The organism is Streptomyces sp. NPDC020299 (assembly GCF_044387825.1).
Taxonomy (GTDB): Bacteria; Actinomycetota; Actinomycetes; order Streptomycetales; family Streptomycetaceae; genus Streptomyces.
The window spans coordinates 273,563-298,786 of the sequence record NZ_JBIRWL010000003.1 but is presented as its reverse complement, the minus strand read 5'-3'; the positions used below and the strand labels follow the sequence as shown (position 1 = coordinate 298,786).

Sequence of the window (25,224 nt, the reverse complement as noted above, 5' to 3'; positions counted from 1 at the left end):
CGGCTCAGGAGGGTGCGCCCCCGGTGGCGCTCCAGTGGTACAGCGTCATGGCCACACTGGTCGCGAGGTTGTAGCTGGAGACCTGGGGGCGCATCGGCAGGGACACCAGATGGTCGGTGCGGGCGCGCAGCTCGGCGGAAAGCCCGCTGCGCTCCGAGCCGAAGGCGAGCACCGCGTCGTCCGGCAGCTTCAGACCCCGGAGGTCCTCGCCCTCCGGGTCAAGGGCGAACAGGGGGCCGGGCGGCAGTTCGGCGACGGTCAGCCGCTCCACGGCGGTCGCGAAATGCAGCCCCGCCCCGCCGCGCACCACCGTGGGATGCCATGGGTCGAGCGTGCCCGTGGTGACGACCCCGGTCGCCCCGAAGCCGGCGGCCAGGCGGATCACGGCCCCCGCGTTTCCGAGGTTGCGCGGGTTGTCGAGGACCACGACGGGCGCGCCGCGCGGGGCATGCGCCAGCTTCTCCAGGCTCGCCGCGCGGGACGGCCGTACGGCCAGGGCGGCCACGCCTGTGGGGTGCGGACGCGGCACCAGGGTCGCGTACGTCGCCTGAGGCACCTCGGCCAGGAGCGCGTCCAGCGTGTCCCGGACGTCCGGGGCCAGCTCGTCGGCGAGGGCGAGCGCCGCCGACCGGTCGGTGGTGACCGCGACCGGTACCTCGGCTGCGAAGCGCACCGCGTGCTTGAGGGCGTGGAAGCCGTCGAGCAGTACACAGGCGGCGGCGCGCTCGCGCCAGCGGGTGACGGGGCCGGTCATGCCCCGAAGCCTACGCGGGCGGTCTCACCGTCCTCCGCCGAGCGCGGCGGGGGCAGGTCCGGGCCGCCGCGCCGCAGCAGCCGCTCACGCGCGCGTGCCGCCCAGCCGCCGAGCCGGAGCAGGAAGGACGTCGGCAGGAACACCGAGTCCGCGGCGATCATCGCCAGCGAGAAGAAGGGCAGCCCGAGGACGACCGCGATCGCGGCGTGCTCGGTCATCATCACGGCCAGCAGCACGTTCTTGACCCGCCGGTTGAACAGCGTGAACGGGAAGGCGACCTGCGCGACGACCGTCCCGTACGTCACCAGCATGACCAGGGTGCCGTTGGCCGACAGCAGGTCGGCGAGGGCGGGCCAGGGCGAGAAGTAGTCCAGGTGCAGCGGGTAGTAGACGGCCGTGCCGTCCTGCCATCGCGAGCCCTGGATCTTGTACCAGCCGGCCGTGGCGTAGATCAGGCAGGCCTCCGCCATGATCACGAAGAGGGCGCCGTTGTGCACGAGGTTGGCGATCACGTCCAGCAGGATCCGGGGCTCCGCCGAGCGCGCCCGGCGCTCCACCGCCCACCACAGGCCCTGAGCCAGCCAGAACGTCCACAGCAGCACGGGGACGAACAGGCCGCTGTGCAGGCTGCCCGTCACCGTCACCGCGGCCAGCGCGAGACCGAGCACCCCCCACAGCAGGGGGCCGACCCGGTCGGTGACCCGTTCCCCGCGCGCGCGTGCCGCCGCCGCGCGGCCCGCCCGCCGGGCGTCCAGCGACCACACCTGGCCGCAGCGGGTGAACACCAGGTAGATCGACATCAGGTGCAGGACGTTGTCGCCGCCGTCGCCCACGAAGACGCTGCGGTTCTGCAGGGAGAGCACGCCGACCATGAACAGCACGGACGCCGTGCGGGTGCGCCAGCCCAGCAGGAGCAGGGCGCTCGCGACGAGGGCGAGCACGTAGAACGCCTCGAACCAGGCCCGCCCGTCCGTCCACATCAGAGCCGAGAAGGCACCGTTGTCCGAGGTCAGACGGCGGGCCATGGCCCAGCTCCAGGGGCCGTCGGGGCCGTAGAGCTGCTCACGGTGAGGGAACTCGCGCAGCAGGAACAGCAGCCAGGTACCGGCGGAGCCGATGCGGATCACGGCGGACTGGTAGGGACCGAGGGCCGACTCGGTGACGCGGGCGATACCGCGGGAGACCGGCAGTGCGACACGGTTCACCGCACACCTCCCGCGGCCTCGTCCCGCGTGACCGTCCACCAGGGCAGCAGCCGGTAGACCGGGGTGTCGGAGACCTGCTCGTGGCTCCACGTGGGCGGCGGCACGTTGCTCGTACGGGAGCGGACCTGCACGCGCTCGATCACGCTCTTCCGGCCGATGCCGTCCTCGGTGTACAGCCGCCGGACCACGATGCGGCGTATGTACTCCTCCGAGAGGGAGCCGCGCAGGCCCACCGGACGGTTGTCGGCGCCGTGCGTGCCGACGAAGAAGTCCCAGGCCCGGCGCAGCTCGTTCTGCTCGGTGTGGCTGGGCAGCAGACTGCCGTCTATCGCCTCGCCGTCCTGCGCCGACAGGTCGTACCAGCCGGTGGCCGTGACCGGGCCGTCCGCCGCCCTGACCTCGGCGCGGACCTGCACCGCGATGTTCTGCTGCAGCGGATTCGGGGCGAACAGCTTCCAGTTCTGCTCGAACTCCGGGTAGATCCACTCGTCGATCGCCCGGCCGTGCTGCTTCGTCACCGTGTTCGCCGGCGCCACGTGCAGGAACACCATGCCGAGATGGACGCATGCGCCCACCGCGACGACCGCCACCGCGAGGGCGGCGGCGACCTGGTAGCGGAGGGAGAGCGCGGCCAGGCCAGTGCGCGGGCCGTTCTCCTGCTCCGCCTGCCCCTTCTGCTCCTCCCGCTCCTCCTGCTCCTCGGTGGGCCCGCCGGTGGCGTCCGGCCCGGGCCGGTGGCGCGTCCCGCCCGGGCCGTCAGGCCCCGGCGGGGCCGTCGAGTCCTCGTCGTACGCGTCCATTCCGCCCCGTTCCCTGTCACCGCCGTATGGCCCACGGGCACCGCACGGCTCGTCGGCGCCCGCACGGAACGGTACTCAGCCTCACCCGTCCGGCGCAGCCCCGAGGCACTGCCGATGCGCTGCGGCACGGCGGGGGACAGGGTGACGAGCGAGGTTGTCCACAGGCTGTGGGTGTCGTTTTCCACAGCGGTTGACACCTCGCGACGACTCGCCCCACCATTGAATCCACACGGACCGAACGATCGGTCGGGAGAGTGCTCCAGCAGAGCCCAAGATCAGGGGGACCGCATGGCCACAGCAGCCGCGCAGCGCACCGCCGGCACGGAGGCGTACGAGCGCGCCTTCGACGCGGCCGTGGCCGCGGACGAGCGCATCGAGCCGCGCGACTGGATGCCCGACGCCTACCGCGCGACCCTGGTCAGGCAGATCGCCCAGCACGCCCACTCCGAGATCATCGGCATGCAGCCGGAGGCCAACTGGATCACGCGCGCCCCCTCGCTGCGCCGCAAGGCCATCCTCATGGCCAAGGTCCAGGACGAGGCGGGCCACGGCCTGTACCTGTACAGCGCCGCCGAGACCCTCGGCACCAGCCGGGAGGAACTCCTCGACAAGCTGCACAGCGGTCGCCAGAAGTACTCCTCGATCTTCAACTACCCCACCCTGACCTGGGCCGACGTCGGCGCGATCGGCTGGCTGGTGGACGGCGCCGCCATCACCAACCAGGTGCCCCTGTGCCGCTGCTCGTACGGGCCGTACGCACGCGCGATGATCCGCGTCTGCAAGGAGGAGTCCTTCCACCAGCGCCAGGGGTACGAGCTGCTGCTCGCCCTCAGCCGCGGCACGCCGGAGCAGCACGCGATGGCGCAGGACGCGGTGGACCGCTGGTGGTGGCCGTCCCTGATGATGTTCGGCCCGCCCGACGACGCCTCGCGGCATTCCGCGCAGTCGATGGCGTGGAAGATCAAGCGCCATTCCAACGACGAGCTGCGCCAGCGCTTCGTCGACATCTGCGTCCCGCAGGCCGAGTCGCTGGGCCTGACCCTGCCCGACCCGGACCTGAAGTGGAACAAGGAGCTCGGGCACCACGACTTCGGCGCCATCGACTGGACGGAGTTCCAGGAGGTCCTCAAGGGAAACGGCCCGTGCAACGAACAGCGCATCACCCAGCGGCGCCGCGCACACGACGAGGGCGCGTGGGTACGGGAGGCGGCCGCGGCGTACGCGGCCAAGCACACCGGTGACAAGTACACCGGTGGGACAGGAGCGAGCCGAGCATGACCACCACCGACTGGCCTCTGTGGGAGGTCTTCGTGCGCTCCCGCCGCGGGCTCTCCCACACCCACGCCGGCAGCCTGCACGCCCCGGACGCGGAACTGGCCCTGCGCAACGCCCGCGATCTGTACACCCGGCGCGGCGAGGGCGTCTCCATATGGGTCGTCCCCGCGTCCGCGATCACGGCGTCCTCCCCCGACGAGAAGGACCCGTTCTTCGAACCGGCCGCCGACAAGCCGTACCGGCACCCGACCTTCTACGAGATCCCGGATGGGGTGAAGCACCTGTGACGGCGACCACCGTGCCCATGACGGCCGTCCTCGCCCTCGGCGACGACGCCCTGGTGCTCTCCCACCGCCTGGGCGAATGGGCGGGCCACGCGCCCGTCCTCGAGGAGGAGGTCGCCCTCGCCAACATCGCGCTGGACCTGCTGGGACAGGCCCGGGTCCTGCTGTCGATGGCCGGGGACGAGGACGAACTGGCGTATCTGCGCGAGGAGCGCGCCTTCACCAACCTCCAGCTCGTGGAGCAGCCGAACGGCGACTTCGCGCACACCATCGCCCGCCAGCTGTACTTCTCCACCTACCAGCACCTGCTCTACGGCGAACTGGCCGCCGGGGACGGACCGTTCGCCCCGCTCGCGGCGAAGGCCGTCAAGGAGGTCGCCTACCACCGCGACCACGCCGAGCAGTGGACCCTACGGCTCGGCGACGGCACGCAGGCCAGTCACGAGCGCATGCGGCAGGCGTGCGAAGCGCTGTGGCGGTTCACCGGAGAGATGTTCCAGCCGGTGGAAGGCCTGGACGTCGACCGGGCAGCCCTGGAGACGGCCTGGCTGGAGTCGGTCGGGGACGTGCTGCGCCGGGCCACCCTGACGGTCCCCGAGGGGCCGCGGACCGGGGCGTGGTCCGCGGGTGCCGGCCGCCAGGGACTGCACACCGAGCCGTTCGGGCGGATGCTCGCCGAGATGCAGCACCTGCACCGCAGCCATCCGGGGGCGTCATGGTGACCGCGACGACTCCCCTGGAGACCGAGCTGCTCCGCCTCGCGGGCTCCGTCCCCGACCCCGAACTGCCCGTGCTCAGCCTTCAGGAGCTGGGCGTGGTGCGTGCGGTGCGGCTGCGCGGCACGGACGCCGTGGACGTCGAGCTGACGCCGACCTACACCGGCTGCCCGGCGATCGAGGCGATGTCCCAGGACATAGAGCGGGTGCTGCGCGAGCACGGCATGCGGGAGGTCACCGTGCACACGGTGCTCACGCCCGCCTGGTCGACGGACGACATCTCCGACGAAGGGCGGCGCAAGCTGCGGGAGTTCGGGATAGCACCCCCGCGTGTACGACGGGACGCCGGGCCGGTGCCCCTGGAACTGGGGCCTACCCGCGCCCGCACCGGCCGGCTCCACGCGACCGGCACGACCGGCACGACCGACCCCGTCCACTGCCCGCACTGCGGATCCGCCGACACCGAGCTGCTGAGCCGGTTCTCGTCCACCGCCTGCAAGGCGCTGCGGCGCTGTCTGGCCTGCCGGGAACCGTTCGACCACTTCAAGGAGCTGTGATGGCCCGCTTCCACCCGCTCCCGGTGGCCGCGGCCGACCGGCTCACCGACGACTCCGTGGCCCTCACCTTCACCGTCCCGCCCGAGCTGCGCGAGGAGTACCGGCACGCGCCGGGCCAGCACCTCGCGCTGCGGCGCCGGGCCGACGGGGTCGAGATACGGCGGACGTACTCGATCTGCTCGCCGGCGCCCGAGCCCGGCGGCGAGGGACCGCGCACCCTGAAGGTCGGGGTGCGGCTGGTCGAGGCCGGGGCGTTCTCGACGTACGCGCTGAAGGAGGTGAACGTCGGGGACGCACTGGAGGTGATGACCCCGGCGGGGCGGTTCACCCTGGAGCCCGCGCCCGGTCTGTACGCCGCGATCGTCGGCGGCAGCGGGATCACCCCGGTGCTGTCGATCGTCTCCACACTGCTGGCGCGCGAGCCCCGCGCCCGGTTCTGCCTGATACGCAGCGACCGCACGGCCGCCTCCACGATGTTCCTGGAAGAGGTCGCCGACCTCAAGGACCGGTATCCGGAGCGGCTGCAGCTGGTGACCGTGCTGTCCCGGGAGGAGCAGCAGGCGGGGCTGCCGTCCGGGCGGCTGGATCAGGCGCGGCTGACGGGACTGCTGCCGGCGCTGTTGCCGGTGGGCGAGGTGGCCGGCTGGTTCCTGTGCGGGCCCTACGGGCTGGTGGACGGCGCGGAGCGGGCGCTGCGGGGGCTCGGCGTGGACCGGGCCCGGATCCACGAGGAGATCTTCCACGTGGACGCGGGCGCCGCACCGGCGACGGTCACCGTGGCCCCCGCGCACAGCACCGTGACCGCCCGGCTCGACGGACGCGGCGGGACCTGGCCGGTCCAGGACGGCGAGTCGCTCCTGGAGACGGTGCTGCGCAACCGGCCCGACGCGCCCTACGCCTGCAAGGGTGGGGTGTGCGGAACGTGCCGCGCCTTCCTGGTGGCGGGCGAGGTGCGCATGGACCGCAACTTCGCGCTGGAGGCGGAGGAGACGGAGGCCGGATATGTGCTGGCCTGCCAGTCGCATCCGGTGACGGAGAAGGTGGAGCTGGACTTCGACCGCTGAAGCACCGTTCCCTTCTTCTAGAACCTGTTCTATCTTGACGGACCGTCAGATCAGCACCGTCAGACGGGCGGATCCGCCGGGAGGACAGGACCGTGGACTTCACCTTCACCGAGGAGCAGCTGGCGGCGGCCGAGGCGGCCAGGGGAGTGTTCGCCCAGATCGCGCCGGACGCGGTACCGAGCCCCGCGCTGACCACGGGCGCCGTGGCCGAGGACTTCGACCGCGCACTGTGGTCCAGGCTCGCCGACGCCGACCTGCTGAGCCTGCTGCTCGACGCCGAGTACGGCGGCGCGGGCCTGGACGCCATCGCGCTGTGCCAGGTGCTGCGGGAGTCCGCGAAGGTGCTGGCGCGGGTGCCGCTGCTGGAGAGCAGCGCGGCGGCGGCGACCGTACAGGCCTACGGCAGCGAGGAGTTGAGGGCCGGGCTGCTGCCGCGTGCCGGGCGGGGCGAGCTCGTGCTCACCGTCGCGGCGCACGGACGCACCGGTCACGACCCGGCGGAACTCGCCGTGACGGCACGGCGGGACGGCGGGTCATGGGTGCTGGACGGGGTGCAGACCGGGGTGGCATGGGCGTACGGCGCCGATCTCATCCTCGTACCGGCGCACACCGATACCGACCGGAGCGTCCTCGCGCTGGTCCCCCGCGGCCATGACAGTGCCGTGCTCGCCGAGCAGGTCTCCACCTCCGGGGAGCGGCTGGGCGAGCTGCGTCTGCGGTCCGCACGGATCGCCGCCGGTGACGTCATCGAGGCCGACGGCGCCTGGGAGTGGCTGCGCGCGCTGCTGGCCACCGGGACGTGCGCGCTCGCGCTCGGGCTGGGCGAGCGGGTGCTGCGGATGACCAGCGACTACACCGGCAAGCGTGAGCAGTTCGGCCACCCGATCGCGACCTTCCAGGCGGTCGCCGTGCAGTCCGCCGACCGGTACATCGACCTGCGGGCCATGGAGGCCACGCTGTGGCAGGCCGCATGGCGCATCGCCTCGGGCGCGCCCGGCGCGCTGCCCGCGGCCGCAGACGTGGCCGTGGCGAAGATCTGGGCCGCGGAGGGCGTACGGCGGGTCGTGCAGACCGCCCAGCACCTGCACGGCGGGTTCGGCGCCGACACCGACTACCCCCTGCACCGGTACCACGCCTGGGCCAAGCAGCTGGAACTGTCACTCGGCCCGGCGGCGGCGTACGAGGAGACGCTGGGGGACCTGCTGGCAGCCCATCCGCTGAGCTGACCGGACCGGCCCCGCCAGGCCCTAGAGGACGTGCCCCGGCTGTCCCGCGTCGGTGACGACGGGACGGCCCGCGGCCGCCCACACCTGCATGCCGCCGTCCACATTCACCGCGTCGAGGCCCTGCTGCACCAGATACATCGTGACCTGGGCCGAACGGCCACCGGAGCGGCAGATCACATGGACCCGGCCGTCCTGCGGGGCCGCCTCGGTCAGCTCGCCGTACCGGGCCACGAACTCGCTGATGGGAATGTGCAGCGCTCCCTCGGCGTGACCCGCCTGCCACTCGTCGTCCTCGCGGACGTCCAGCAGGAAGTCGTCGTCCTTGAGGTCCGTGACCCCGACCGTGGGCACACCAGCTCCGAAACTCATGACGCCGACGCTACCCGAAGAGCTCGCGGGACCGGCGGGGCTACTCCTGCGCCAGCAGCTCCGCGAGCTCCGCCTCCCGCTCCGCCACGTCCCTGCGGAGCTTCTCGGCGATCTCCTCCAGAAGGGCGTCGGGGTCGTCGGGGGCCAGGCGGAGCATCGAGGCGATCGCACTGTCCTCCAGCTCGCGGGCGACCAGGGCGAGCAGTTCCTTGCGCTCGGCCAGCCACTCCAGGCGGGCGTAGAGCTCCTCGCCGCGGCTGGGGAGCCGCTCGGCGAGCGCCGGTCCCGCGGCCCACTCCTCGGCCAGCTCCCGCAGCAGCGCCTCGTCGCCACGGGCGTAGGCGGCGTTGACGCGGGTGAGGAACTCCTCGCGCCGCGCCCGCTCGGGCTCCTCCTGCGCCAGATCCGGGTGGGCCTTGCGGGCCAGCTCACGGTAGAGCTTGCGGGCCTCCTCGCTGGGACGGACCCGCTGCGGGGGCCGTACCTCCTGCTCGGTGAGCATCGCGGCAGCCTCCGGGAACAGTCCGTGACCGTCCATCCAGCCGTGCAGCAGCTCCTCGACACCGGGGATGGGCATCACCCGGGCCCGCGCCTCCTCGGCCCGCCGCAGGTCCTCGGGATCGCCGGTGCGGGCGGCCCTGGCCTCGGCGATCCGCGCCTCCAGTTCCTCGAGCCTGGAGTACATCGGGCCGAGCCGCTGCTCGTGCAGCCGGGAGAAGTTCTCGACCTCGACGCGGAAGGTCTCCACCGCGATCTCGAACTCGATCAGGGCCTGCTCGGCGGCCCGCACGGCCCGCTCCAGCCGCTCCTCGGGCCGTGGCGGCGGGGACTGCTCAGCTTCCGGGGTCGTCACCCGACCAGCGTAGGCCACCGCGCCCCCGGCCCCGGCCCGCCGCTCAGCCCGCCCCGACGAGTGCCTGCTCACCCGCTACGAGGGCGTCTCCCGCCTGCCACTGGAGGCGCACCTGCCTCACACGCCCAGCTCCGCCGCGATCCGCCCCGACCGCACCGCCGCCACCAGGTCCGCGTGGTCCGCCTCCGTGCGGTCGGCGTAGGCGACCGCGAACGCGGCCATCGCCTCGTCCAGTTCCTCGTTCTTGCCGCAGTAGCCGGCGATCAGGCGGGGATCGGCGCTGTGGGAGTGGGCGCGGGCCAGCAGGGCGCCGGTCATCCGGCCGTAGTCGTCGACCTGGTCGGCGGCGAGCGCCGCGGGGTCGACGCTGCCCTTCCGGTTGCGGAACTGCCGCACCTGGAACGGCCGCCCGTCGACCGTCGTCCAGCCCAGCAGGATGTCGCTGACGACCTGCATGCGCTTCTGGCCCAGCACCACCCGGCGGCCCTCGTGGTCGACGGACGGCGACTCGAAACCGGCCGTCGCCAGATGCGGGACCAGCGCGGAGGGACGGGCCTCCTTCACCTGGAGGACCAGCGGTTCGCCGCGGTGGTCCAGGAGCAGCACCACATACGACCGGGTGCCCACGCTGCCCGTGCCGACCACCCGGAACGCGACGTCGTGCACCGTGTGACGGGCCAGCAGCGGCAGGCGGTCGTCGGAGAGTGTCGTGACATACCCCTCCAGGGACGCCGCCACCGCCGCGGCCTCCGCGTCCGGTATGCGGCGCAGCACCGGCGAGGCGTCGACGAAGCGGCGCCCGCCGTCCTCGGCGGCCTCGGTCGACTTGGCCGCGAACCGCCCGCTGGTGTTGGCCCGCGCCTTCTCGGAGACCCGCTCCAGCGTGCCGAGCAGGTCGTGCGCGTCGGTGTGCGAGACGAGTTCCTCGTCGGCGATGGCGTTCCAGGCGTCCAGCACCGGCAGCTTGGCGAGCAGCCGCATGGTGCGCCGGTACGCGCCCACCGCGCCGTGTGCCGCCTGACGGCACGTGTCCTCGTCGGCGCCCGCCTCCCGGCCGGCCAGGACCAGCGAGGCGGCGAGCCGCTTGAGGTCCCATTCCCAGGGGCCGTGCACCGTCTCGTCGAAGTCGTTGAGGTCGATGACCAGACCGCCCCGCGCGTCGCCGTACAGGCCGAAGTTGGCCGCGTGCGCGTCACCGCAGATCTGGGTGCCTATGCGGGTCGCGGGGGTCCGGGCGAGGTCGTACGCCATGAGACCCGCCGAGCCCCGCAGGAACGCGAACGGCGTCGCCGCCATCCTTCCCACCCGGATCGGGGTGAGCTCGGGGATACGGCCGAGGCTCGACTCCTCCACGGCGCTGACCGCGTCCGGGCGCGAGCCGTCGAGGTCCAGAGCACTGTGCGCACTGCGCGGGACGCTCTCCCGCAGCGCCTTGCCCTCCTCCTTCGGCGAACCCTGCGCCGGCCAGTCGGCGAACCCGCGCACCAGAGGCAGCCGGCGCACCTCCCCCGCTTCCGCCCCCACCGCGGTATCCGTCCCCGCCACTCCAGCACCGGTCTCGGTCATCGCGACCGCCTCCCCCGCACCCACTCGTACGAACATCAACGCCTGCCGACCGTACAGCCGGTGGCCGAAACGCGTCAGACCCTGTGGACAACTCCGCCCCTGTGGAAAACCCGCCGGTCGGACCGCCCGCCGGGCCGTCCGTCCGCCGTCCTCACCCACGCAGATACGCCAGCACCGCCAGCACCCTCCGGTGCGTCTCCTCGGCGGGCGGCAGGTCCAGCTTGGTGAGGATGCTGCCGATGTGCTTTCCGACGGCCGCCTCGGAGACCACCAGGTGCCGGGCGATCGCACTGTTCGACCTGCCCTCGGCGATCAGCGCGAGCACCTCCCGCTCGCGCGGGGTGAGCCGTTGCAGCGGATCCCGGCGCCGGCGCAGCAACTGCCGTACCACCTCGGGGTCGACCACCGTCCCGCCGGACGCGACCTCCTCCAGTGCCGAGACGAACTCCTCGACCTGTCCGACCCGGTCCTTCAGCAGATAGCCGACGCCGGTTCCGTCACCGGAGTCGAGCAGGTCGGAGGCGTAGGCCCGCTGCACGTACTGGCTCAGCACGAGGACGGGCAGCGTGGGCCGGCGCTCGCGCAGCCGGACCGCCGCGTGCAGGCCCTCGTCCTGGAAGCCGGGAGGCATACGGACGTCCGTCACCACGATGTCCGGGCGGTGCTCGGCCACCGCGGCGACGAGCGCCTCCGCGTCGCCGACGGCCGCCGCGACCTCGTGGCCGAAGCGGGTGAGCAGACCGGTCAGCCCCTCCCGCAGCAGCACGCTGTCCTCGGCCAGCACTACGCGCAGCGCTCGGCCCTCTCGCGGGGCGGGCGGGGCCGGCAAGGTTCGCAAGGAATCTCCACACGCAGCAGGGTCGGTCCGCCCGCGGGGCTGGACAGGGAGAGTGTGCCATCCAGGACCGACACCCGGTCCGCGAGTCCGGTCAGCCCGCTGCCCCGGCCGGCCTCGGCGCCGCCCCGGCCGTCGTCGCGCACCCGCAGGACCAGCCGCCCGGCGCGGTGTCCGCCGCTCACCCGCGCGCGGGTGGCCGCGCTGTGCCGGTCGACGTTGGCGAGGGCCTCGCACACCACGAAGTACGCGGCCGCCTCGACCGGCCCGGGCAGCCGTCCGGGCAGCTCCAGGTCCACGTCGACGGGGATCGCGCAGCGGTCCGCCGCGTCGGCGACGGCGGCCTCGAGGCCGTAGTCGGCGAGGACCTTGGGGTGGATGCCGTGGATCAGCTCGCGGAGTTCGGCCAGCGCGGTGCCCGCCTCCTGGTGGGCCTTGGCGAGCTGGTCGGCGAGGGGCCCGGGCGGGGCGTCCAGACGGGCCAGGCCGAGCGTCATCGTCAGGGCGACCAGGCGCTGTTGGGCCCCGTCGTGCAGATCGCGCTCGATGCGCCGCCGTTCGGCCTCGAAGGCGTCCACCAACCGCGCGCGGGAGCGGGTGAGTTCGCTCACCGTCTCACTCGGCTCGGGGGACAGCAGCAGCCGCGCCAGGGCGGCCCGGGCGCCCGCCATGACGCCCAGCGCATAGGCGCCCGCGGCCAGCAGGACGAGCCCGAGCACGGCCACCCCGAACGCCTCCGGACAGCCGGTAACCGTCCACTGCTTGAGCACCTTCGCCTCGCGGCCCTCGCCGGCCGTGGCCATCAGCAGCGGAGTGGCGACCAGGGACAGCGGTCCGCCCAGGGCGACGCCGGCCGCGAGCGCGTCGACCGGCCACAGCAGGCCCGCGAACAGCAGCGTGTACCCGAGCTCCCGCCAGGTGGCCCGCTCCCGCAACCGCGTCACCAGCCAGGCCCGCAACCCGGTGGCCGCGGGCGTCCGGTGCGGGTCGGCGGCGGGCACGGCATCGACCAGGCGCAGCCTGCGCCGCTCCACCGCGGCCACCGGGATCCCGGCGAGGGCGGTGGCGAGCAGCAGCGGCAGCCCCACGAGCACGACGGCCAGGGCCCCGCCGGCCACCGCCGTGACCGCGAGCACCACGAGGGTGACGGCACCGGTCAGCGCGCCGGACAGCAGGTAGAGGGCTGAGCGCCACGGCCAGGCCGACAGCGGGAAGCCGGGCCGGGTCATGGCCTGCCACACGTTCCGAGGGGGCTGCATGCGGATCACCGTAGGAGGCCGGAGCGGGCCGGACCATCCGTCCAGGCAGGGGCACGGGGGTATGCCTGGCCCTACCCCGGTTCTCGGTCCTGCCGCACTGCGCCGAGGGGGCCGCCGACGGTTTCGTGGAGCCACCGATTCGTGAAGCCACCGATTCGTGGCGCCGTCAACCGGCGACAACCCCAGGGGGAGCGATGAGCACCGACGCGATCAGACTTCGCGCAGTCAGCAAGCAATACGGGGCGGGCGACGGGACGGTGACCGCGCTCGACGAAGTCACGCTCGGCTTCCCGCGCGGCAGCTTCACCGCCGTCATGGGGCCCTCCGGCTCGGGCAAGTCCACACTGCTGCAGTGCGCGGCGGGGCTGGACCGGCCCACCTCCGGATCGGTGAGGGTCGGCGGGACCGAGCTCACGGGACTGAGCGAGAGACGGCTGACCCTGTTGCGGCGCGACCGCATCGGGTTCGTCTTCCAGGCGTTCAACCTGCTGCCGGCCCTGACCGCCGAGCAGAACGTGGCCCTTCCCCTGCGCCTGGCCGGCCGCCGCCCCTCCCGCGCGCGGGTGCGTGAGGCGCTCGACCGGGTCGGACTCGCCGACCGCGCCCGCCACCACCCGGGCGAACTGTCCGGCGGCCAGCAGCAGCGGGTGGCCCTGGCCCGCGCCCTCATCACCCGCCCCGAGGTGCTCTTCGGCGACGAACCGACCGGCGCCCTCGACTCCCGCACCGGCCGCGAAGTACTGCGGCTGCTGCGCGACATGGTCGACCAGGAGGGCCGGACGGTGGTCATGGTCACCCACGACCCGGTGGCCGCCTCCCGCGCGGACCGCGTGGTCTTCCTCGTCGACGGCCGCCTCACCGGCGAACTGAGCGGCGCGGACGCGGGCCGGATCGCCGCACACATGACCGGACTGGAGGCCGCCCCGTGCTGACCCTCGCCCTGAGCACCCTGCGCACCCGCTGGGCCACCTTCACCGGCGGCTTCATCGCCCTCTTCCTCGGTGTCACGCTCCTCACCGTCACGGGCCTGACCCTCGCCGCATCCCTGGACGCACCCCACCGCGCCCCCGAGCGGTTCGCCGCCGCGCCGGTCGTGGTCAAGGGAGCGGACACCCTGCGCATGGCCACCCCGGCCGGGGAACGGGAGCAGAAACTCGCCCGGCCGCGCCCCGTCCCCGCGGTGGCCGTCACCCGATTGAGGAGGCTGGGAACCGTCGTCGAGGACCGCTCGTTCCCCGTACGAGCGGACAGCGGACCCGGCAACCTGGTCGGCCACCCCTGGTCCACGGCCGCGTTCGCTCCGTACACCCTCACCGCGGGCCGCGCGCCCCGTACCGCGGACGAGGTCGCCCTCAGCGGCGGCTGGGCGCGTCCGGGCGAGCGCGTCCGCACCGGCCACGGCACCGTCCGGGTCGTCGGAACCGTCACCGCACACCACGACTTCGAGCACGCCGTCTTCTACACCGACGACCGGGCCGCCCAACTCTCCCCGACAAGCACCCAGTTGGCCATCGACGCCGACCCGGCAGCCGTACAGGAGGTGATACGGACCACAGAAGACACCCACAACACCCACAACACCCGCAGCACGGACGGCACGGACGGCACGGACGGCACGGACGTCCAAGTCCTCACCGGCGACGCCCGCCGCCTCGCCGACGCCGATCCCGACGGGGACCGGGAGGCCCTCACCGCGCTGAACTCCCTGTTCGGTACGGCCGGCGGGGTCACAGCCTTCGTGTCGGTGTTCGTCGTGGCGTCCACCTTCGCCTTCTGCGTCACCCTGCGGCGCCGGGAGTTCGGGTTGCTGCGCGCCGTCGGAGCAACCGCCGGGCAGATCCGCCGGACGGTACTCGCCGAGGCCCTGACGGTCGGCGTACTCGCCTCGACGACCGGCTGCGCGGCCGGCGCGTACGCGGCGCCGTGGCTCGCCGGACGGGTCGTCGACGAGGGACTCGCCCCGCGCTGGTTCACGATCGGCGACCCTGTCTGGCCGTACCACCTGGCCTTCTGGACCGGCCTGCTGGTCGCTGTGTGCGGGGCGCTGGCCGCCTCCCGGCGGGCAGGGCGCAACGGACCGCTCCAGGCGCTGCGCGAAGCGTCCGTGGACGCCAGGGCGATGACTGCCGGCCGGTGGCTGAGCGGTACGGCGCTGCTGCTGACGGCCGCCGTGACGCTGTGCCTGGCGCTGGCCGGCGACCCGGGTGAACTGCTGCACCGCAAGTCGTACGTGAGCCGCCCCATGCTCCTGATCACCGCGGTCGCGCTGCTCACCCCCGCCGTGGTGCGGCCCCTGGTGCGCGCGCTGGTCCGGCTGCCCGGCGTCACCGGCCTGCTGGTGCGGCAGAGCGCGGCCGCCGACATGCGGCGCACCGCCGCGGTGGCCGCCCCGGTGCTGGTCACGGTCGCCCTCACGGGCTCACTGCTGGGCGCCACCGCGACACTGAACGCGACGAAGGCCGCCGAGAGGCGCGCCCGGACGACGGCCGCGCTCGTGATCACCCCGGGCCCCACGGCGGGAGCCCCGGCCGACGCATCGGCCGACAGCACGGGCTTCGACGCGGCGACGCTGCGCCGCCTGCGCGCGGTACCCGGCGCTCGCGTGACGGAGACCTCCTCGAGCGCGGTGTACGTCCTCGAGGACGGCGTGGCCCTGATCAGATCCGAGGCCCGCGCCGCCGACCCGGCCCGGCTGGCCGCCACCACCCGGCTCCCGCTGACCGCCGGACGCCTCGCCGACCTCGACGACGGCTCGATCATCGTCAACCAGGAGTGGCGGCGGCACACCATCGGGCAGCGCGTCCGGGTCCGGCTCGGCGACGGCACCCCGAGGACCCTGCGGATCGCCGCCGTCATGACCACCGGTACCGGCGACAACGGCGTCTACGTCACCCCGCGCAACGCCCCCGGCGCACCGGTCGACAGAGTCGACGTCACCCTCGCACCCGGCGCCGACGCGCACACCGTGGCCGCGGCACTGCGCACGGCCGTACGCCCCTCGGGCGGCCGGGTGCTGACCAAGGAGCAGTGGCTGCGGGCGACTTACCCGGGCACCGACCGCACCACCCGCCTCGGACTCCTGCTGGTCCTGGGCATCGCCCTGCTGTGCACCGCCGTCTCGGTGGCCAACACCGCGGTGATGGCCACCACGGACCGGCGGCACGACCTGGCCGTCCTGCGCCTGACCGGGGCGACCAGGGCGCAGGCACTCCGGCTGGTGGCGGCGGAGGCCCTCACGGTGGCCGCGCTGGGCGCACTCCTCGGACTGCTGGTCACCGCCCTCAACCTGTGGGGGCTCGGCGCCGCCCTGCACCTGCTGTCGGCCCCGGCCGCCGTACGCCTCCCCTGGACCGCCCTCGCCACCACCGCGAGCGCGTGCGCACTGCTCGCGGTGACAGCCTCCGTCGTACCGGCCGCACTCGCACTGCGCCGCCACACGGCCTGAGAGACTCATCACACCGCACGACTCACACCGCACGGCATCGCTCCACCAACGACAACGGGCCCATCGTGATGATCACGATGGGCCCGTTGCCTCTGTGCGCGAGGGGGGAGTTGAACCCCCACGCCCTTGCGGGCACTGGAACCTGAATCCAGCGCGTCTGCCTATTCCGCCACCCGCGCATTGGGTGTGTCTTCCGGCTCCGTCCCTCTCGGGCTGGCCCCTTCCGACACCCAGAACATTAGCACGCCGGACAGGGCCGATTCACATCCCTTCTCCGGCCCCCTGCCCTGCTCCCTGGGCGTTCCCCTGGCCACGTATCAAGGAGACCCTGTTCGCGTATCAACCTCGTACCGGTCACGGCCATCTCTCCAGGAGGCGGGCCAGGTCCACAGCCAGGTGCGGGACACTGGTCTTCAAGCCCCTCTACGATCCTTGACAAGAAGCGTTCGAAGAGGAGCCGCTCGGGGAACCGGCTGATTGCCGGGCCGCGTGGATACGATCAGTAAGCAGTACAGGCAAGACAGCACGGAACGCAGTACTGGACGGCATACGGAACCGCAGTACGGCAAGGCAGGACGACAGCGACGGAGGAGGTGCCCCATGGGAGTCCTGAAGAAGTTCGAGCAGCGCCTCGAAGGTCTGGTCAACGGCACCTTCGCCAAGGTGTTCAAGTCCGAGGTCCAGCCGGTGGAGATCGCCGGCGCGCTCCAGCGGGAGTGCGACAACAACGCCACCATCTGGAACCGCGACCGGACCGTCGTACCCAACGACTTCATCGTGGAGCTGAGCGCGCCGGACCACGAGCGCCTCAGCCCCTACTCCGGCCAGCTCGGCGACGAGCTCGCCGGCATGGTGCGCGACTACGCCAAGCAGCAGCGCTACACCTTCATGGGCCCGATCAAGGTCAACCTGGAGAAGGCCGACGACCTCGACACCGGCCTGTACCGGGTGCGCAGCCGCACGCTCGCATCCTCCAGCAGCCAGCAGGCCCCCTCCGCACCCTCAGCCGCCTCGGCGGCGCCGCCCACCGGACGGCCCGGCCCGAGCGCCCCCGGCGGCGGATACGGCTACCCGCCGGCCGCCGCCCCGCCCATGCCGGCCGCGCCGCCCCCCGGCGCCCGCCCCGGCGGATACGGCTACCCGCAGCCCGCCACCCAGCGGCCCGCGGCCGCCCCGATGAGCGGCGGGCGCACCCGCTACTGGATCGAGATCAACGGCACCCGCCACCAGATCTCCCGCGCGACGCTCGTGCTGGGCCGCAGCACCGAGGCCGACGTGCGGATCGACGACCCCGGCGTCTCCCGCCGGCACTGCGAGATCCGGACCGGAACGCCCTCGACGATCCAGGATCTCGGCTCCACCAACGGCATCGTGGTGGACGGGCAGCACACCACCCGCGCTACGCTCCGCGACGGCTCGCGGATCGTCGTGGGCAGCAGCACCATCATTTACCGGCAAGCCGAAGGGTGAAGCGGGGGCAATGTCAGAGCTGACCCTCACGGTCATGCGGCTGGGTTTCCTGGCCGTACTGTGGCTGTTCGTGATCGTGGCCGTGCAGGTCATCCGCAGCGACCTGTTCGGCACGCGCGTCACCCAGCGCGGAGCGCGCAGGGAAGCCGCGCGCCCGCAGCAGGCCCAGGCCCGGCAGCAGGCCGCGCCCCCGCAGCAGCGCGGCCAGCAGAGCGGCGGCCGGCAGCGCCGCAACGCCCCCACCAAGCTGGTCGTGACCGAAGGCACACTGACCGGCACCACCGTCGCGCTCCAGGGCCAGACCATCACCCTGGGCCGCGCCCACGACTCCACGATCGTGCTGGACGACGACTACGCCTCCAGCCGTCATGCCAGGATCTACCCGGACCGCGACGGCCAGTGGATCGTCGAGGACCTCGGCTCCACCAACGGCACATACCTGGACCGGTCCCGGCTGACGACTCCCACACCGATCGCGCCGGGCGCGCCGATCCGCATCGGCAAGACCGTCATCGAGCTGCGGAAGTAGTGCTACATCATGACTGAGCGCGAGCGGAGCGAGCACGCAGCGGCGGACCGCACCCCGGTCTCCGGCGCGCTCCCGACCGGAGGGTGGGCAGTGTGGCTCGACACGACCGGCTGTACCCGGAGCCGACTGGCGAGGTGCGCATGAGCCTGTCACTGCGCTTCGCCGCCGGATCGCACAAGGGCATGATCCGCGAGGGCAACGAGGACTCCGGTTACGCCGGTCCGCGCCTGCTCGCCATCGCCGACGGCATGGGCGGCCAGGCCGCCGGCGAGGTCGCCTCCTCCGAGGTCATCTCCACCCTCGTCACGCTCGACGACGACGTGCCCGGCTCCGACATCCTCACCTCCCTCGGCCACGCCGTGCAACGCGCCAACGACCAGCTGCGCTCCATGGTCGAGGAGGACCCCCAGCTCGAGGGCATGGGCACCACCCTCACCGCCCTGCTGTGGACCGGACAGCGCCTCGGCCTCGTCCACGTCGGCGACTCCCGCGCCTACCTGCTCCGCGACGGCGTCCTCACCCAGATCACCCAGGACCACACCTGGGTCCAGCGGCTCGTCGACGAGGGCCGGATCACCGAGGAAGAAGCGACCACCCACCCCCAGCGGTCCCTGCTCATGCGGGCCCTCGGCAGCGGCGACCGCGTCGAGCCCGACCTGTCGATCCGCGAGGTACGGGCCGGCGACCGCTACCTGATCTGCTCCGACGGCCTCTCCGGCGTCGTCTCCCACCAGACGATGGAAGAGACCCTCGCCAGCTACCAGGGTCCGCAGGAGACCGTGCAGGAGCTGATCCAGCTCGCACTGCGCGGCGGCGGCCCCGACAACATCACCGTGATCATCGCCGACGTCCTCGACCTGGACACCGGCGACACCCTCGCCGCACAGCTGTCCGACACGCCCATCGTGGTCGGCGCCGTCGCCGAGAACCAGAACCACCTGCACGACAACAACATCATGCAGACCCCGGCCGGCCGCGCCTCCGGCCTCGGCCGCCAGGGCCACGGCCAGGGCGGCGGCGAGTTCGGCCCGCCCGGCAGCGGCGACACCACCGGCTACGTCCCCGGCGGCACCTTCGGCGACTACACCGACGACGACTTCGTCAAACCCCGCAGAGGCCGCAGGTGGCTCAAGCGCTCCCTCTACGGCACCCTCGCCCTCGCCGTCATCGGCGGCGGCCTCTACGGCGGCTACCGCTGGACCCAGACCCAGTACTACGTCGGCACCAAGGACGAGCACGTCGCCCTGTACCGGGGCATCAGCCAGGACCTCGCCTGGGTGTCACTGTCGAAGGTCGAGAAGGACCACCCCGAGATCGAACTCAAGTACCTGCCGCCCTACCAGCAGAACCTGGTCAAGAACACGATCACGGAAGACGGTCTCAAGGCCGCCCAGTCGAAGATCGACGAACTCTCCGTACAGGCCTCCGCGTGCAGGAAGGAGGCCGAGCGCCGGACAGCCGCCGACAAGGGCAACAGCAAGACCGGCCAGGGCAAGACCTCGGGCACCACGGGAACCACCAACACCTCCTTCACGTCCAAGGCCTCACCGACACCCAACCCGTCGGGCAGCAAGGCGCCCTCCCCTTCGAACTCGAAGTCTCCGTCCACGACCCCGTCCGCGACCCCCAGCCCCGGCCCCACCCTCTCGGAGGATGAGCAGAAGGTCGTCTCGCTGTGCGGTAAGCAGTAGGCAAGCCGTGAGAGGCCCCGTCACACGATGAGCACTACCAACCCGTCGACGCACCACACGTCCACCATCGGCGCCATCGGCGCACCCAGCAGACGCAACACCGAACTGGCGCTCCTGGTGTTCGCCGTCGCCATTCCGGTGTTCGCCTACGCCAACGTGGGCCTGGCCATCAACAAACACGTGCCGGCCGGACTCCTGGAGTACGGCCTCGGCCTCGGCCTGCTGGCCGGCGTCGGCCACCTCGCCGTAAGAAAGTTCGCCGCCTACGCGGACCCGCTGCTGCTGCCCATCGCCACCCTCCTCAACGGCCTCGGGCTCGTCATCATCTGGCGCCTCGACCAGTCGAAGCTGCTGCAGTCGCTGCGCGGCTTCGCCCCGTACGCGCCCCGGCAGCTGCTGTACACGGCTATGGGCATCGCCTTCTTCGTCGTCGTGCTGTTCTTCCTGAAGGACCACCGCGTCCTGCAGCGCTACACCTACATCTCCATGTTCGGCGCCCTGGTCCTGCTCATCCTGCCGCTGGTGCCCGGCCTCGGGGCCAACGTCTTCGGCGCCAAGATCTGGATCAGAATCCCCGGCCTGGGCCAGCTCCAGCCCGGTGAGTTCGCGAAGATCGCCCTCGCCGTCTTCTTCGCCGGCTACCTGATGGTGAAGCGCGACGCACTCGCACTGGCCAGCCGCCGCTTCATGGGGCTGTACCTGCCGCGCGGCCGCGACCTCGGCCCCATCCTGGTCGTCTGGGTGATCTCGATCCTCATCCTGGTCTTCGAGACCGACCTCGGCACCTCGCTGCTGTTCTTCGGCATGTTCGTGATCATGCTGTACGTCGCCACCGAGCGGACCAGCTGGATCGTCTTCGGCCTGCTGATGTCCGCGGTCGGCGCCGTCGGCGTGGCCAGCTTCGAACCGCACATCCAGACCCGTGTCCAGGCCTGGCTGAACCCGTTGCGCGAGTACAAGCTCAGCCGCGTGGTGACCCACGACGGCATCCTCCACTCCGACCAGCTGCAGCAGGCCCTGTGGGCCTTCGGCTCCGGCGGCACCCTCGGCAGCGGCCTCGGGCAGGGCCACTCCGACCTGATCAAGTTCGCCGCCAACTCCGACTTCATCCTCGCCACCTTCGGCGAGGAGCTCGGCCTGGCCGGCATCATGGCGATCCTGCTGCTCTACGGCCTGATCGTGGAGCGCGGCGTACGCACCGCCCTCGCCGCCCGCGACCCCTTCGGCAAGCTGCTCGCCGTCGGCCTGTCCGGCGCCTTCGCACTCCAGGTGTTCGTCGTGGCCGGCGGTGTGATGGGCCTCATCCCGCTGACCGGTATGACGATGCCGTTCGTCGCGTACGGCGGTTCCTCCGTGCTGGCCAACTGGGCCCTGATCGGCATCCTGATCCGCATCAGCGACACCGCCAGACGCCCGGCCCCCGCCCCCGCCGCCAGCCCCGACGCCGAGATGACCCAGGTGGTCCGCCCGTGAACAAGCCCCTGCGCCGGATCGCGATCTTCTGCGGTCTTCTCGTCCTCACGCTGCTCCTGCGTGACAACTGGCTCCAGTACGTCAAGGCCGACAGCCTCAAGGACGACACGCTGAACCGCCGCGTCACCATCGCCCGCTACGCCACCCCGCGCGGCAACATCATCGTCGAGGGCGATCCCATCACCGGGTCCGTCCAGACGAAGGACGGCGACCTGAAGTACAAGCGGACCTACAAGGACGGCGCCATGTGGTCGCCCGTCACCGGGTACGCCTCCCAGGCCTTCGGCGCCACCCAGCTGGAGTCCATCGACGACGGCATACTCACCGGCGACGACGACCGGCTCTTCTTCCGCAAGACCCTCGACATGATCACGGGGAAGCAGCAGCAGGGCGGAAACGTCGTCACCACGCTCAACGCGGCCGCGCAGAAGGCCGCGTACGACGGCCTGAAGAAGCAGGGTGGCAAGGGCGCCGTGGTCGCCCTCGAACCCTCCACCGGCAAGATCCTGGCCCTGGCCTCCTACCCGTCGTACGACCCCTCGTCCTTCGCCGGCAACAGCCTCACCACGGACACCAAGGCCTGGACCGCGCTGAAGAAGGAAAACAACCCCGCCGACCCGACGCTGAACCGGGCGCTGCGCGAGACCTACCCCCCGGGCTCCACCTTCAAGGTGGTCACCGCGGCGGCCGCGCTGGAGAACGGGCTGTACACCTCGGCCGACGAGAACACCAAGTCGCCGCTGCCGTGGATCATGCCGGGCACCACCACCCCGCTGAAGAACGAGGGCAACATCCCCTGCAAGAACGCGACCCTGCGGGTCGCGCTCAAGGTCTCCTGCAACTCCGTCTTCGGCAAGGTCGGCGCGGACCTCGGCAACGACAAGATGCTGGAGGAGGCCAAGAAGTTCGGCTTCGACGCCGAGCAGTTCACCCCGGTCCGCTCCAACGCCTCGGTGTTCTCCGACAAGATGAACACCTCGCAGACCGCGCTGTCCTCGATCGGCCAGTACAACACCGCCGCGACCCCGCTCCAGATGGCGATGGTCGCCTCCGCCGTCGCCAACGACGGCAAGCTGATGAAGCCGTACATGGTCGACTCACTCCAGTCCCCCAGCCTCGACCCGGTCGCCAAGACCCAGCCGGAGGAACTGAGCCAGCCGCTGTCGCCGAAGAACGCCCAGATCCTCCAGGACATGATGCAGACGGTAGTCACGGACGGCACCGGCAAGAACGCGCAGATCAGTGGCGTCAAGGTGGGCGGCAAGACCGGTACCGCCCAGCACGGCGTCGCGAACAGCAAGAACCCGTACGCCTGGTTCATCTCCTACGCCAAGCTCCCCGACGGCAGCTCGCCGGTCGCGGTGGCCACCGTGATCGAGGACGACCAGGCGAGCCGCGACGACATCTCCGGCGGCGGCCTCGCGGCCCCGATCGCGAAGAGCGTGATGGAGGCGGTCATCAAGTCCAAGAAGTGACTCCGCTCACGTCCCCCACGCATCGGTGCACGTTGCGATACCGGTCCTGTATCGGGTGACGTGCTTGGCCAGGTCACACAGAGCGAGCCGGGTACGGTAGGCCCGGACGGCAGCCTCCGGCCGCACATCCATGTGCCGGCCGGGACCGACGGAGAGGGCTGGTAGGGAACTATGGAAGAGCCGCGTCGCCTCGGCGGCCGGTACGAGCTGGGCCAGGTGCTCGGCCGTGGTGGCATGGCCGAGGTCTACCTCGCGCATGACACGCGCCTCGGCCGCACCGTGGCGGTGAAGACGCTGCGCGCCGACCTGGCGCGCGACCCGTCTTTCCAGGCCCGGTTCCGCCGGGAGGCCCAGTCGGCCGCCTCGCTCAACCATCCCGCGATCGTCGCGGTCTACGACACGGGCGAGGACTACATCGACGGGGTCTCGATCCCGTACATCGTGATGGAGTACGTCGACGGCTCCACGCTCCGTGAGCTTCTCCACAGCGGCCGCAAGCTGCTGCCGGAGCGGTCGATGGAGATGACCATCGGCATCCTCCAGGGCCTGGAGTACGCCCACCGCAGCGGCATCGTCCACCGTGACATCAAGCCGGCGAACGTCATGCTGACCCGCAACGGCCAGGTCAAGGTCATGGACTTCGGCATCGCCCGCGCGATGGGCGACTCCGGCATGACCATGACCCAGACCGCGGCGGTCATCGGCACCGCGCAGTACCTCTCGCCCGAGCAGGCCAAGGGCGAGCAGGTCGACGCCCGCTCGGACCTGTATTCGACGGGTTGCCTCCTCTACGAGCTGCTGACCGTCCGCCCGCCCTTCGTAGGCGACTCCCCGGTCGCGGTGGCCTACCAGCACGTCCGCGAGGAACCGCAGCCTCCTTCGGTCTTCGACCCCGAGATCACGCCCGACATCGACTCCATCGTCCTCAAGGCACTGGTCAAGGACCCCGACTACCGCTACCAGTCCGCCGACGAGATGCGCGCCGACATCGAGGCCTGCCTCGACGGCCAGCCCGTCGCGGCCACCGCGGCCCTGGGCGCCGTCGGCTACGGCGGCTACCCGGACGACCAGCCGACGACGGCCCTCCGCTCCGACGCGGGCGCCGGCGCCACGACCATGCTCCCGCCGATGAACCCGGACGACGGCGGCTACGGCTACGACGACCGCCCCGACCGCCGCCGCCAGCAGAAGAAGAACCACACCTCCACGATCCTGCTCGTCGTGGCGGGCATCCTGGTCCTGGTCGGCGCGATCCTGATCGGGAAGTGGGCGTTCCCCGGAAGTAATGCCGCGGACCAAACCTTCCCGGCCCCGAACTTCGTGGGCCACACGCAGTCCGAAGCGCAAAGCATGGCCAGGAACAGCGATCTGAAGGTCTCGATCACCCCGAAGGCCTGCGGCAAGCCGGCGAAAACGGTCTGCTCCCAGAACCCGACCCCGAACTCGGACGTGAAGAAGGGCGCCACCGTCACCCTGACCGTGTCGACGGGCACGCCGAAGGTCACCGTGCCGAGTGTGATCGGCCTCAGTCAGGACGACGCCGAGTCGCAGCTCGAGGGCGACGACTACAAGTTCGACGTCAAGATCAAGACTCGCATTTCCACCGAGGACCCTGGGAAGGTACTCGACCAGAATCCCATCGGCGGCAAGCAGGTTCAGAAGGGCTCGACCGTCACGATCACCGTCGCCAAGGCCGAAGCCAAGGCGACCGTCCCCGACGTCACCGGCAAGTCCTGCGACGAGGCAAAGGCCCAGATGACGGCCAACAACCTGGTCGGCAACTGCACCGATGTCGAGACCGACGACAACTCCAAGGTCGGCAAGGTGATCGGAACCGACCCACCGGCCAACACTCAGCTCAGCAAGAACTCGCCGGTGCAGATCCAGATCGGCAAGGCGAAGCAGAACCAGCAGACGCAGGTTCCGAACCTCCAGGGCCAGACCCTGAAGAACGCCAAGACCCTGCTCCAGCAGGCCGGCCTCCAGCTCGGCAACGTCAACGGATCCCAAGACGACAACGCCATCGTCTTCACCTCCGACCCGGGCGCGGGCAACACGGTCGACCAGGGCACCGCGGTCAACGTGGTAACGGTCGGCCAGGGCGGCAACAACAACGGCGGTAACAACAACGGCGGTAACGACAACGGCGGCAGCAACATCTTCGGCGGCGTCACCGGCTGATCGCATACCGAAGAGCCCCGGCACCCATCTCACACGGGTGCCGGGGCTCTTTCGTGCGCAGCACGAACACGCCACACCGACCGCACGACAGTTCTGCGACCCATCGTGTCTTCGTATGTCATGACTCGTTGATCGATGGGGTGGGGAATCGAGTCTCTGCCCCGGCCGGACGGCCACGAGACGAGCCAGAGGGGCAA

At 71.7% G+C, this 25,224-nt stretch carries 22 protein-coding genes and 1 tRNA gene; 14 read left to right on the top strand and 9 right to left on the bottom strand.

Annotation, left to right across the window (positions count from 1 at the left end):
* Window positions 1-4: 4 nt before the first annotated feature.
* The 3 genes from ACH45E_RS09250 to ACH45E_RS09240 are packed head-to-tail and all read right to left on the bottom strand — an operon-like array spanning window position 5 to window position 2,759.
* Window positions 5-754: a TrmH family RNA methyltransferase gene (locus ACH45E_RS09250; RefSeq protein ID WP_361442184.1), complete on the bottom strand. Its 750-nt coding sequence runs from the start codon at window positions 752-754 to the stop codon at window positions 5-7.
* Window positions 751-1,959 (bottom strand): HTTM domain-containing protein, encoded by a 1,209-nt coding sequence (locus ACH45E_RS09245; RefSeq protein WP_361442181.1) that lies wholly within the window; start codon window positions 1,957-1,959, stop codon window positions 751-753. The genes ACH45E_RS09250 and ACH45E_RS09245 overlap by 4 nt, the downstream gene beginning before the upstream one ends.
* Window positions 1,956-2,759, bottom strand: a complete 804-nt coding sequence (locus ACH45E_RS09240) for a DUF5819 family protein (protein ID WP_361442178.1) — start codon at window positions 2,757-2,759, stop codon at window positions 1,956-1,958. Before ACH45E_RS09240 ends, ACH45E_RS09245 begins: the two co-directional genes overlap by 4 nt.
* A gap of 288 nt (window positions 2,760-3,047) precedes the next feature.
* On the opposite strand from ACH45E_RS09240, the gene paaA reads away from it, so the two are divergent.
* The 6 genes from paaA (at window position 3,048) to ACH45E_RS09210 (ending at window position 7,881) form a co-directional block, all read left to right on the top strand.
* Window positions 3,048-4,037, top strand: a complete 990-nt coding sequence (gene paaA, locus ACH45E_RS09235) for a 1,2-phenylacetyl-CoA epoxidase subunit PaaA (protein WP_361442175.1) — start codon at window positions 3,048-3,050, stop codon at window positions 4,035-4,037.
* Window positions 4,034-4,321, top strand: coding sequence for a 1,2-phenylacetyl-CoA epoxidase subunit PaaB (gene paaB, locus ACH45E_RS09230; RefSeq protein WP_361442172.1), 288 nt, complete (start codon window positions 4,034-4,036; stop codon window positions 4,319-4,321). Before paaA ends, paaB begins: the two co-directional genes overlap by 4 nt.
* Before the next feature lie 17 nt (window positions 4,322-4,338).
* The gene (paaC, locus tag ACH45E_RS09225; RefSeq protein ID WP_361442629.1) at window positions 4,339-5,040 is read left to right on the top strand and encodes a 1,2-phenylacetyl-CoA epoxidase subunit PaaC; all 702 of its coding nucleotides are present in this window, start codon (window positions 4,339-4,341) and stop codon (window positions 5,038-5,040) included.
* Window positions 5,034-5,591, top strand: coding sequence for a 1,2-phenylacetyl-CoA epoxidase subunit PaaD (gene paaD / locus ACH45E_RS09220; RefSeq protein ID WP_361442169.1), 558 nt, complete (start codon window positions 5,034-5,036; stop codon window positions 5,589-5,591). The genes paaC and paaD overlap by 7 nt, the downstream gene beginning before the upstream one ends.
* Window positions 5,591-6,655: a 2Fe-2S iron-sulfur cluster-binding protein gene (locus ACH45E_RS09215; RefSeq protein ID WP_361442166.1), complete on the top strand. Its 1,065-nt coding sequence runs from the start codon at window positions 5,591-5,593 to the stop codon at window positions 6,653-6,655. The genes paaD and ACH45E_RS09215 overlap by 1 nt, the downstream gene beginning before the upstream one ends.
* 92 nt (window positions 6,656-6,747) lie before the next feature.
* Window positions 6,748-7,881 carry an acyl-CoA dehydrogenase family protein gene (locus ACH45E_RS09210; RefSeq protein ID WP_361442163.1) on the top strand — a complete coding sequence of 378 codons (1,134 nt, stop codon included), beginning with the start codon at window positions 6,748-6,750 and terminating at the stop codon, window positions 7,879-7,881.
* A 21-nt stretch (window positions 7,882-7,902) separates the two neighbouring features.
* Here the strand turns inward: ACH45E_RS09210 and ACH45E_RS09205 are convergent, their stop codons facing one another.
* The 5 genes from ACH45E_RS09205 to ACH45E_RS09185 form a co-directional block, all read right to left on the bottom strand.
* Window positions 7,903-8,232, bottom strand: coding sequence for a rhodanese-like domain-containing protein (locus ACH45E_RS09205; RefSeq protein ID WP_361442626.1), 330 nt, complete (start codon window positions 8,230-8,232; stop codon window positions 7,903-7,905).
* Between the two features lie 58 nt (window positions 8,233-8,290).
* Window positions 8,291-9,103 (bottom strand): hypothetical protein, encoded by an 813-nt coding sequence (locus ACH45E_RS09200; RefSeq protein WP_361442160.1) that lies wholly within the window; start codon window positions 9,101-9,103, stop codon window positions 8,291-8,293.
* Between the two features lie 117 nt (window positions 9,104-9,220).
* On the bottom strand, window positions 9,221-10,669 hold the full coding sequence (locus ACH45E_RS09195) for a DUF2252 domain-containing protein (RefSeq protein WP_361442157.1): 1,449 nt from the start codon (window positions 10,667-10,669) through the stop codon (window positions 9,221-9,223).
* A 151-nt stretch (window positions 10,670-10,820) separates the two neighbouring features.
* The gene (locus ACH45E_RS09190; protein WP_361442623.1) at window positions 10,821-11,453 is read right to left on the bottom strand and encodes a response regulator transcription factor; all 633 of its coding nucleotides are present in this window, start codon (window positions 11,451-11,453) and stop codon (window positions 10,821-10,823) included.
* Window positions 11,453-12,733, bottom strand: a complete 1,281-nt coding sequence (locus ACH45E_RS09185; RefSeq protein WP_361442620.1) for a sensor domain-containing protein — start codon at window positions 12,731-12,733, stop codon at window positions 11,453-11,455. Before ACH45E_RS09185 ends, ACH45E_RS09190 begins: the two co-directional genes overlap by 1 nt.
* Before the next feature lie 224 nt (window positions 12,734-12,957).
* Between ACH45E_RS09185 and ACH45E_RS09180 the strand changes: the two genes are divergently transcribed.
* Together ACH45E_RS09180 and ACH45E_RS09175 are read left to right on the top strand one after the other, a co-directional pair.
* Window positions 12,958-13,695, top strand: a complete 738-nt coding sequence (locus ACH45E_RS09180; RefSeq protein WP_361442154.1) for an ABC transporter ATP-binding protein — start codon at window positions 12,958-12,960, stop codon at window positions 13,693-13,695.
* Window positions 13,689-16,208 carry an ABC transporter permease gene (locus ACH45E_RS09175; protein WP_361442151.1) on the top strand — a complete coding sequence of 840 codons (2,520 nt, stop codon included), beginning with the start codon at window positions 13,689-13,691 and terminating at the stop codon, window positions 16,206-16,208. Before ACH45E_RS09180 ends, ACH45E_RS09175 begins: the two co-directional genes overlap by 7 nt.
* A 95-nt stretch (window positions 16,209-16,303) precedes the next feature.
* On the opposite strand, the gene ACH45E_RS09170 is transcribed toward ACH45E_RS09175, so the two are convergent.
* Window positions 16,304-16,387, bottom strand: a tRNA-Leu gene (locus ACH45E_RS09170).
* 421 nt (window positions 16,388-16,808) lie between these two features.
* On the opposite strand from ACH45E_RS09170, the gene ACH45E_RS09165 reads away from it, so the two are divergent.
* From ACH45E_RS09165 to pknB, 6 genes are all read left to right on the top strand, one after another.
* Window positions 16,809-17,678 (top strand): DUF3662 and FHA domain-containing protein, encoded by an 870-nt coding sequence (locus tag ACH45E_RS09165; protein ID WP_361442148.1) that lies wholly within the window; start codon window positions 16,809-16,811, stop codon window positions 17,676-17,678.
* A gap of 10 nt (window positions 17,679-17,688) precedes the next feature.
* Window positions 17,689-18,207: an FHA domain-containing protein gene (locus ACH45E_RS09160; RefSeq protein ID WP_361442145.1), complete on the top strand. Its 519-nt coding sequence runs from the start codon at window positions 17,689-17,691 to the stop codon at window positions 18,205-18,207.
* Window positions 18,208-18,347: 140 nt separating this feature from the next.
* Window positions 18,348-19,898 (top strand): Stp1/IreP family PP2C-type Ser/Thr phosphatase, encoded by a 1,551-nt coding sequence (locus tag ACH45E_RS09155; protein ID WP_361442617.1) that lies wholly within the window; start codon window positions 18,348-18,350, stop codon window positions 19,896-19,898.
* 27 nt (window positions 19,899-19,925) lie between these two features.
* A complete protein-coding gene (locus ACH45E_RS09150) occupies window positions 19,926-21,371 on the top strand; it encodes an FtsW/RodA/SpoVE family cell cycle protein (protein ID WP_361442142.1) in 1,446 nt (481 codons plus the stop codon).
* Complete coding sequence (locus ACH45E_RS09145; protein ID WP_361442139.1) at window positions 21,368-22,846, top strand: penicillin-binding protein 2; 1,479 nt, start codon at window positions 21,368-21,370, stop codon at window positions 22,844-22,846. The genes ACH45E_RS09150 and ACH45E_RS09145 overlap by 4 nt, the downstream gene beginning before the upstream one ends.
* Window positions 22,847-23,017: 171 nt before the next feature.
* The gene (gene pknB, locus ACH45E_RS09140; protein ID WP_361442136.1) at window positions 23,018-25,027 is read left to right on the top strand and encodes a Stk1 family PASTA domain-containing Ser/Thr kinase; all 2,010 of its coding nucleotides are present in this window, start codon (window positions 23,018-23,020) and stop codon (window positions 25,025-25,027) included.
* Window positions 25,028-25,224: the final 197 nt, after the last annotated feature.

Excerpts from the sequence above, each read along its gene's own strand:
- ACH45E_RS09250 (WP_361442184.1), bottom strand. The coding sequence starts at position 754 with ATGACCGGCCCCGTCACCCGCTGGCGCGAGCGCGCCGCCGCCTGTGTA.
- ACH45E_RS09240 (WP_361442178.1), bottom strand. The coding sequence starts at position 2,759 with ATGGACGCGTACGACGAGGACTCGACGGCCCCGCCGGGGCCTGACGGC.
- paaA (WP_361442175.1), top strand. The coding sequence starts at position 3,048 with ATGGCCACAGCAGCCGCGCAGCGCACCGCCGGCACGGAGGCGTACGAG.
- paaB (WP_361442172.1), top strand. The coding sequence starts at position 4,034 with ATGACCACCACCGACTGGCCTCTGTGGGAGGTCTTCGTGCGCTCCCGC.
- paaC (WP_361442629.1), top strand. The coding sequence starts at position 4,339 with ATGACGGCCGTCCTCGCCCTCGGCGACGACGCCCTGGTGCTCTCCCAC.
- paaD (WP_361442169.1), top strand. The coding sequence starts at position 5,034 with ATGGTGACCGCGACGACTCCCCTGGAGACCGAGCTGCTCCGCCTCGCG.
- ACH45E_RS09215 (WP_361442166.1), top strand. The coding sequence starts at position 5,591 with ATGGCCCGCTTCCACCCGCTCCCGGTGGCCGCGGCCGACCGGCTCACC.
- ACH45E_RS09195 (WP_361442157.1), bottom strand. The coding sequence starts at position 10,669 with ATGACCGAGACCGGTGCTGGAGTGGCGGGGACGGATACCGCGGTGGGG.
- ACH45E_RS09185 (WP_361442620.1), bottom strand. The coding sequence starts at position 12,733 with ATGACCCGGCCCGGCTTCCCGCTGTCGGCCTGGCCGTGGCGCTCAGCC.
- ACH45E_RS09180 (WP_361442154.1), top strand. The coding sequence starts at position 12,958 with ATGAGCACCGACGCGATCAGACTTCGCGCAGTCAGCAAGCAATACGGG.
- ACH45E_RS09165 (WP_361442148.1), top strand. The coding sequence starts at position 16,809 with ATGGGAGTCCTGAAGAAGTTCGAGCAGCGCCTCGAAGGTCTGGTCAAC.
- ACH45E_RS09160 (WP_361442145.1), top strand. The coding sequence starts at position 17,689 with ATGTCAGAGCTGACCCTCACGGTCATGCGGCTGGGTTTCCTGGCCGTA.
- ACH45E_RS09155 (WP_361442617.1), top strand. The coding sequence starts at position 18,348 with ATGAGCCTGTCACTGCGCTTCGCCGCCGGATCGCACAAGGGCATGATC.
- ACH45E_RS09150 (WP_361442142.1), top strand. The coding sequence starts at position 19,926 with ATGAGCACTACCAACCCGTCGACGCACCACACGTCCACCATCGGCGCC.
- pknB (WP_361442136.1), top strand. The coding sequence starts at position 23,018 with ATGGAAGAGCCGCGTCGCCTCGGCGGCCGGTACGAGCTGGGCCAGGTG.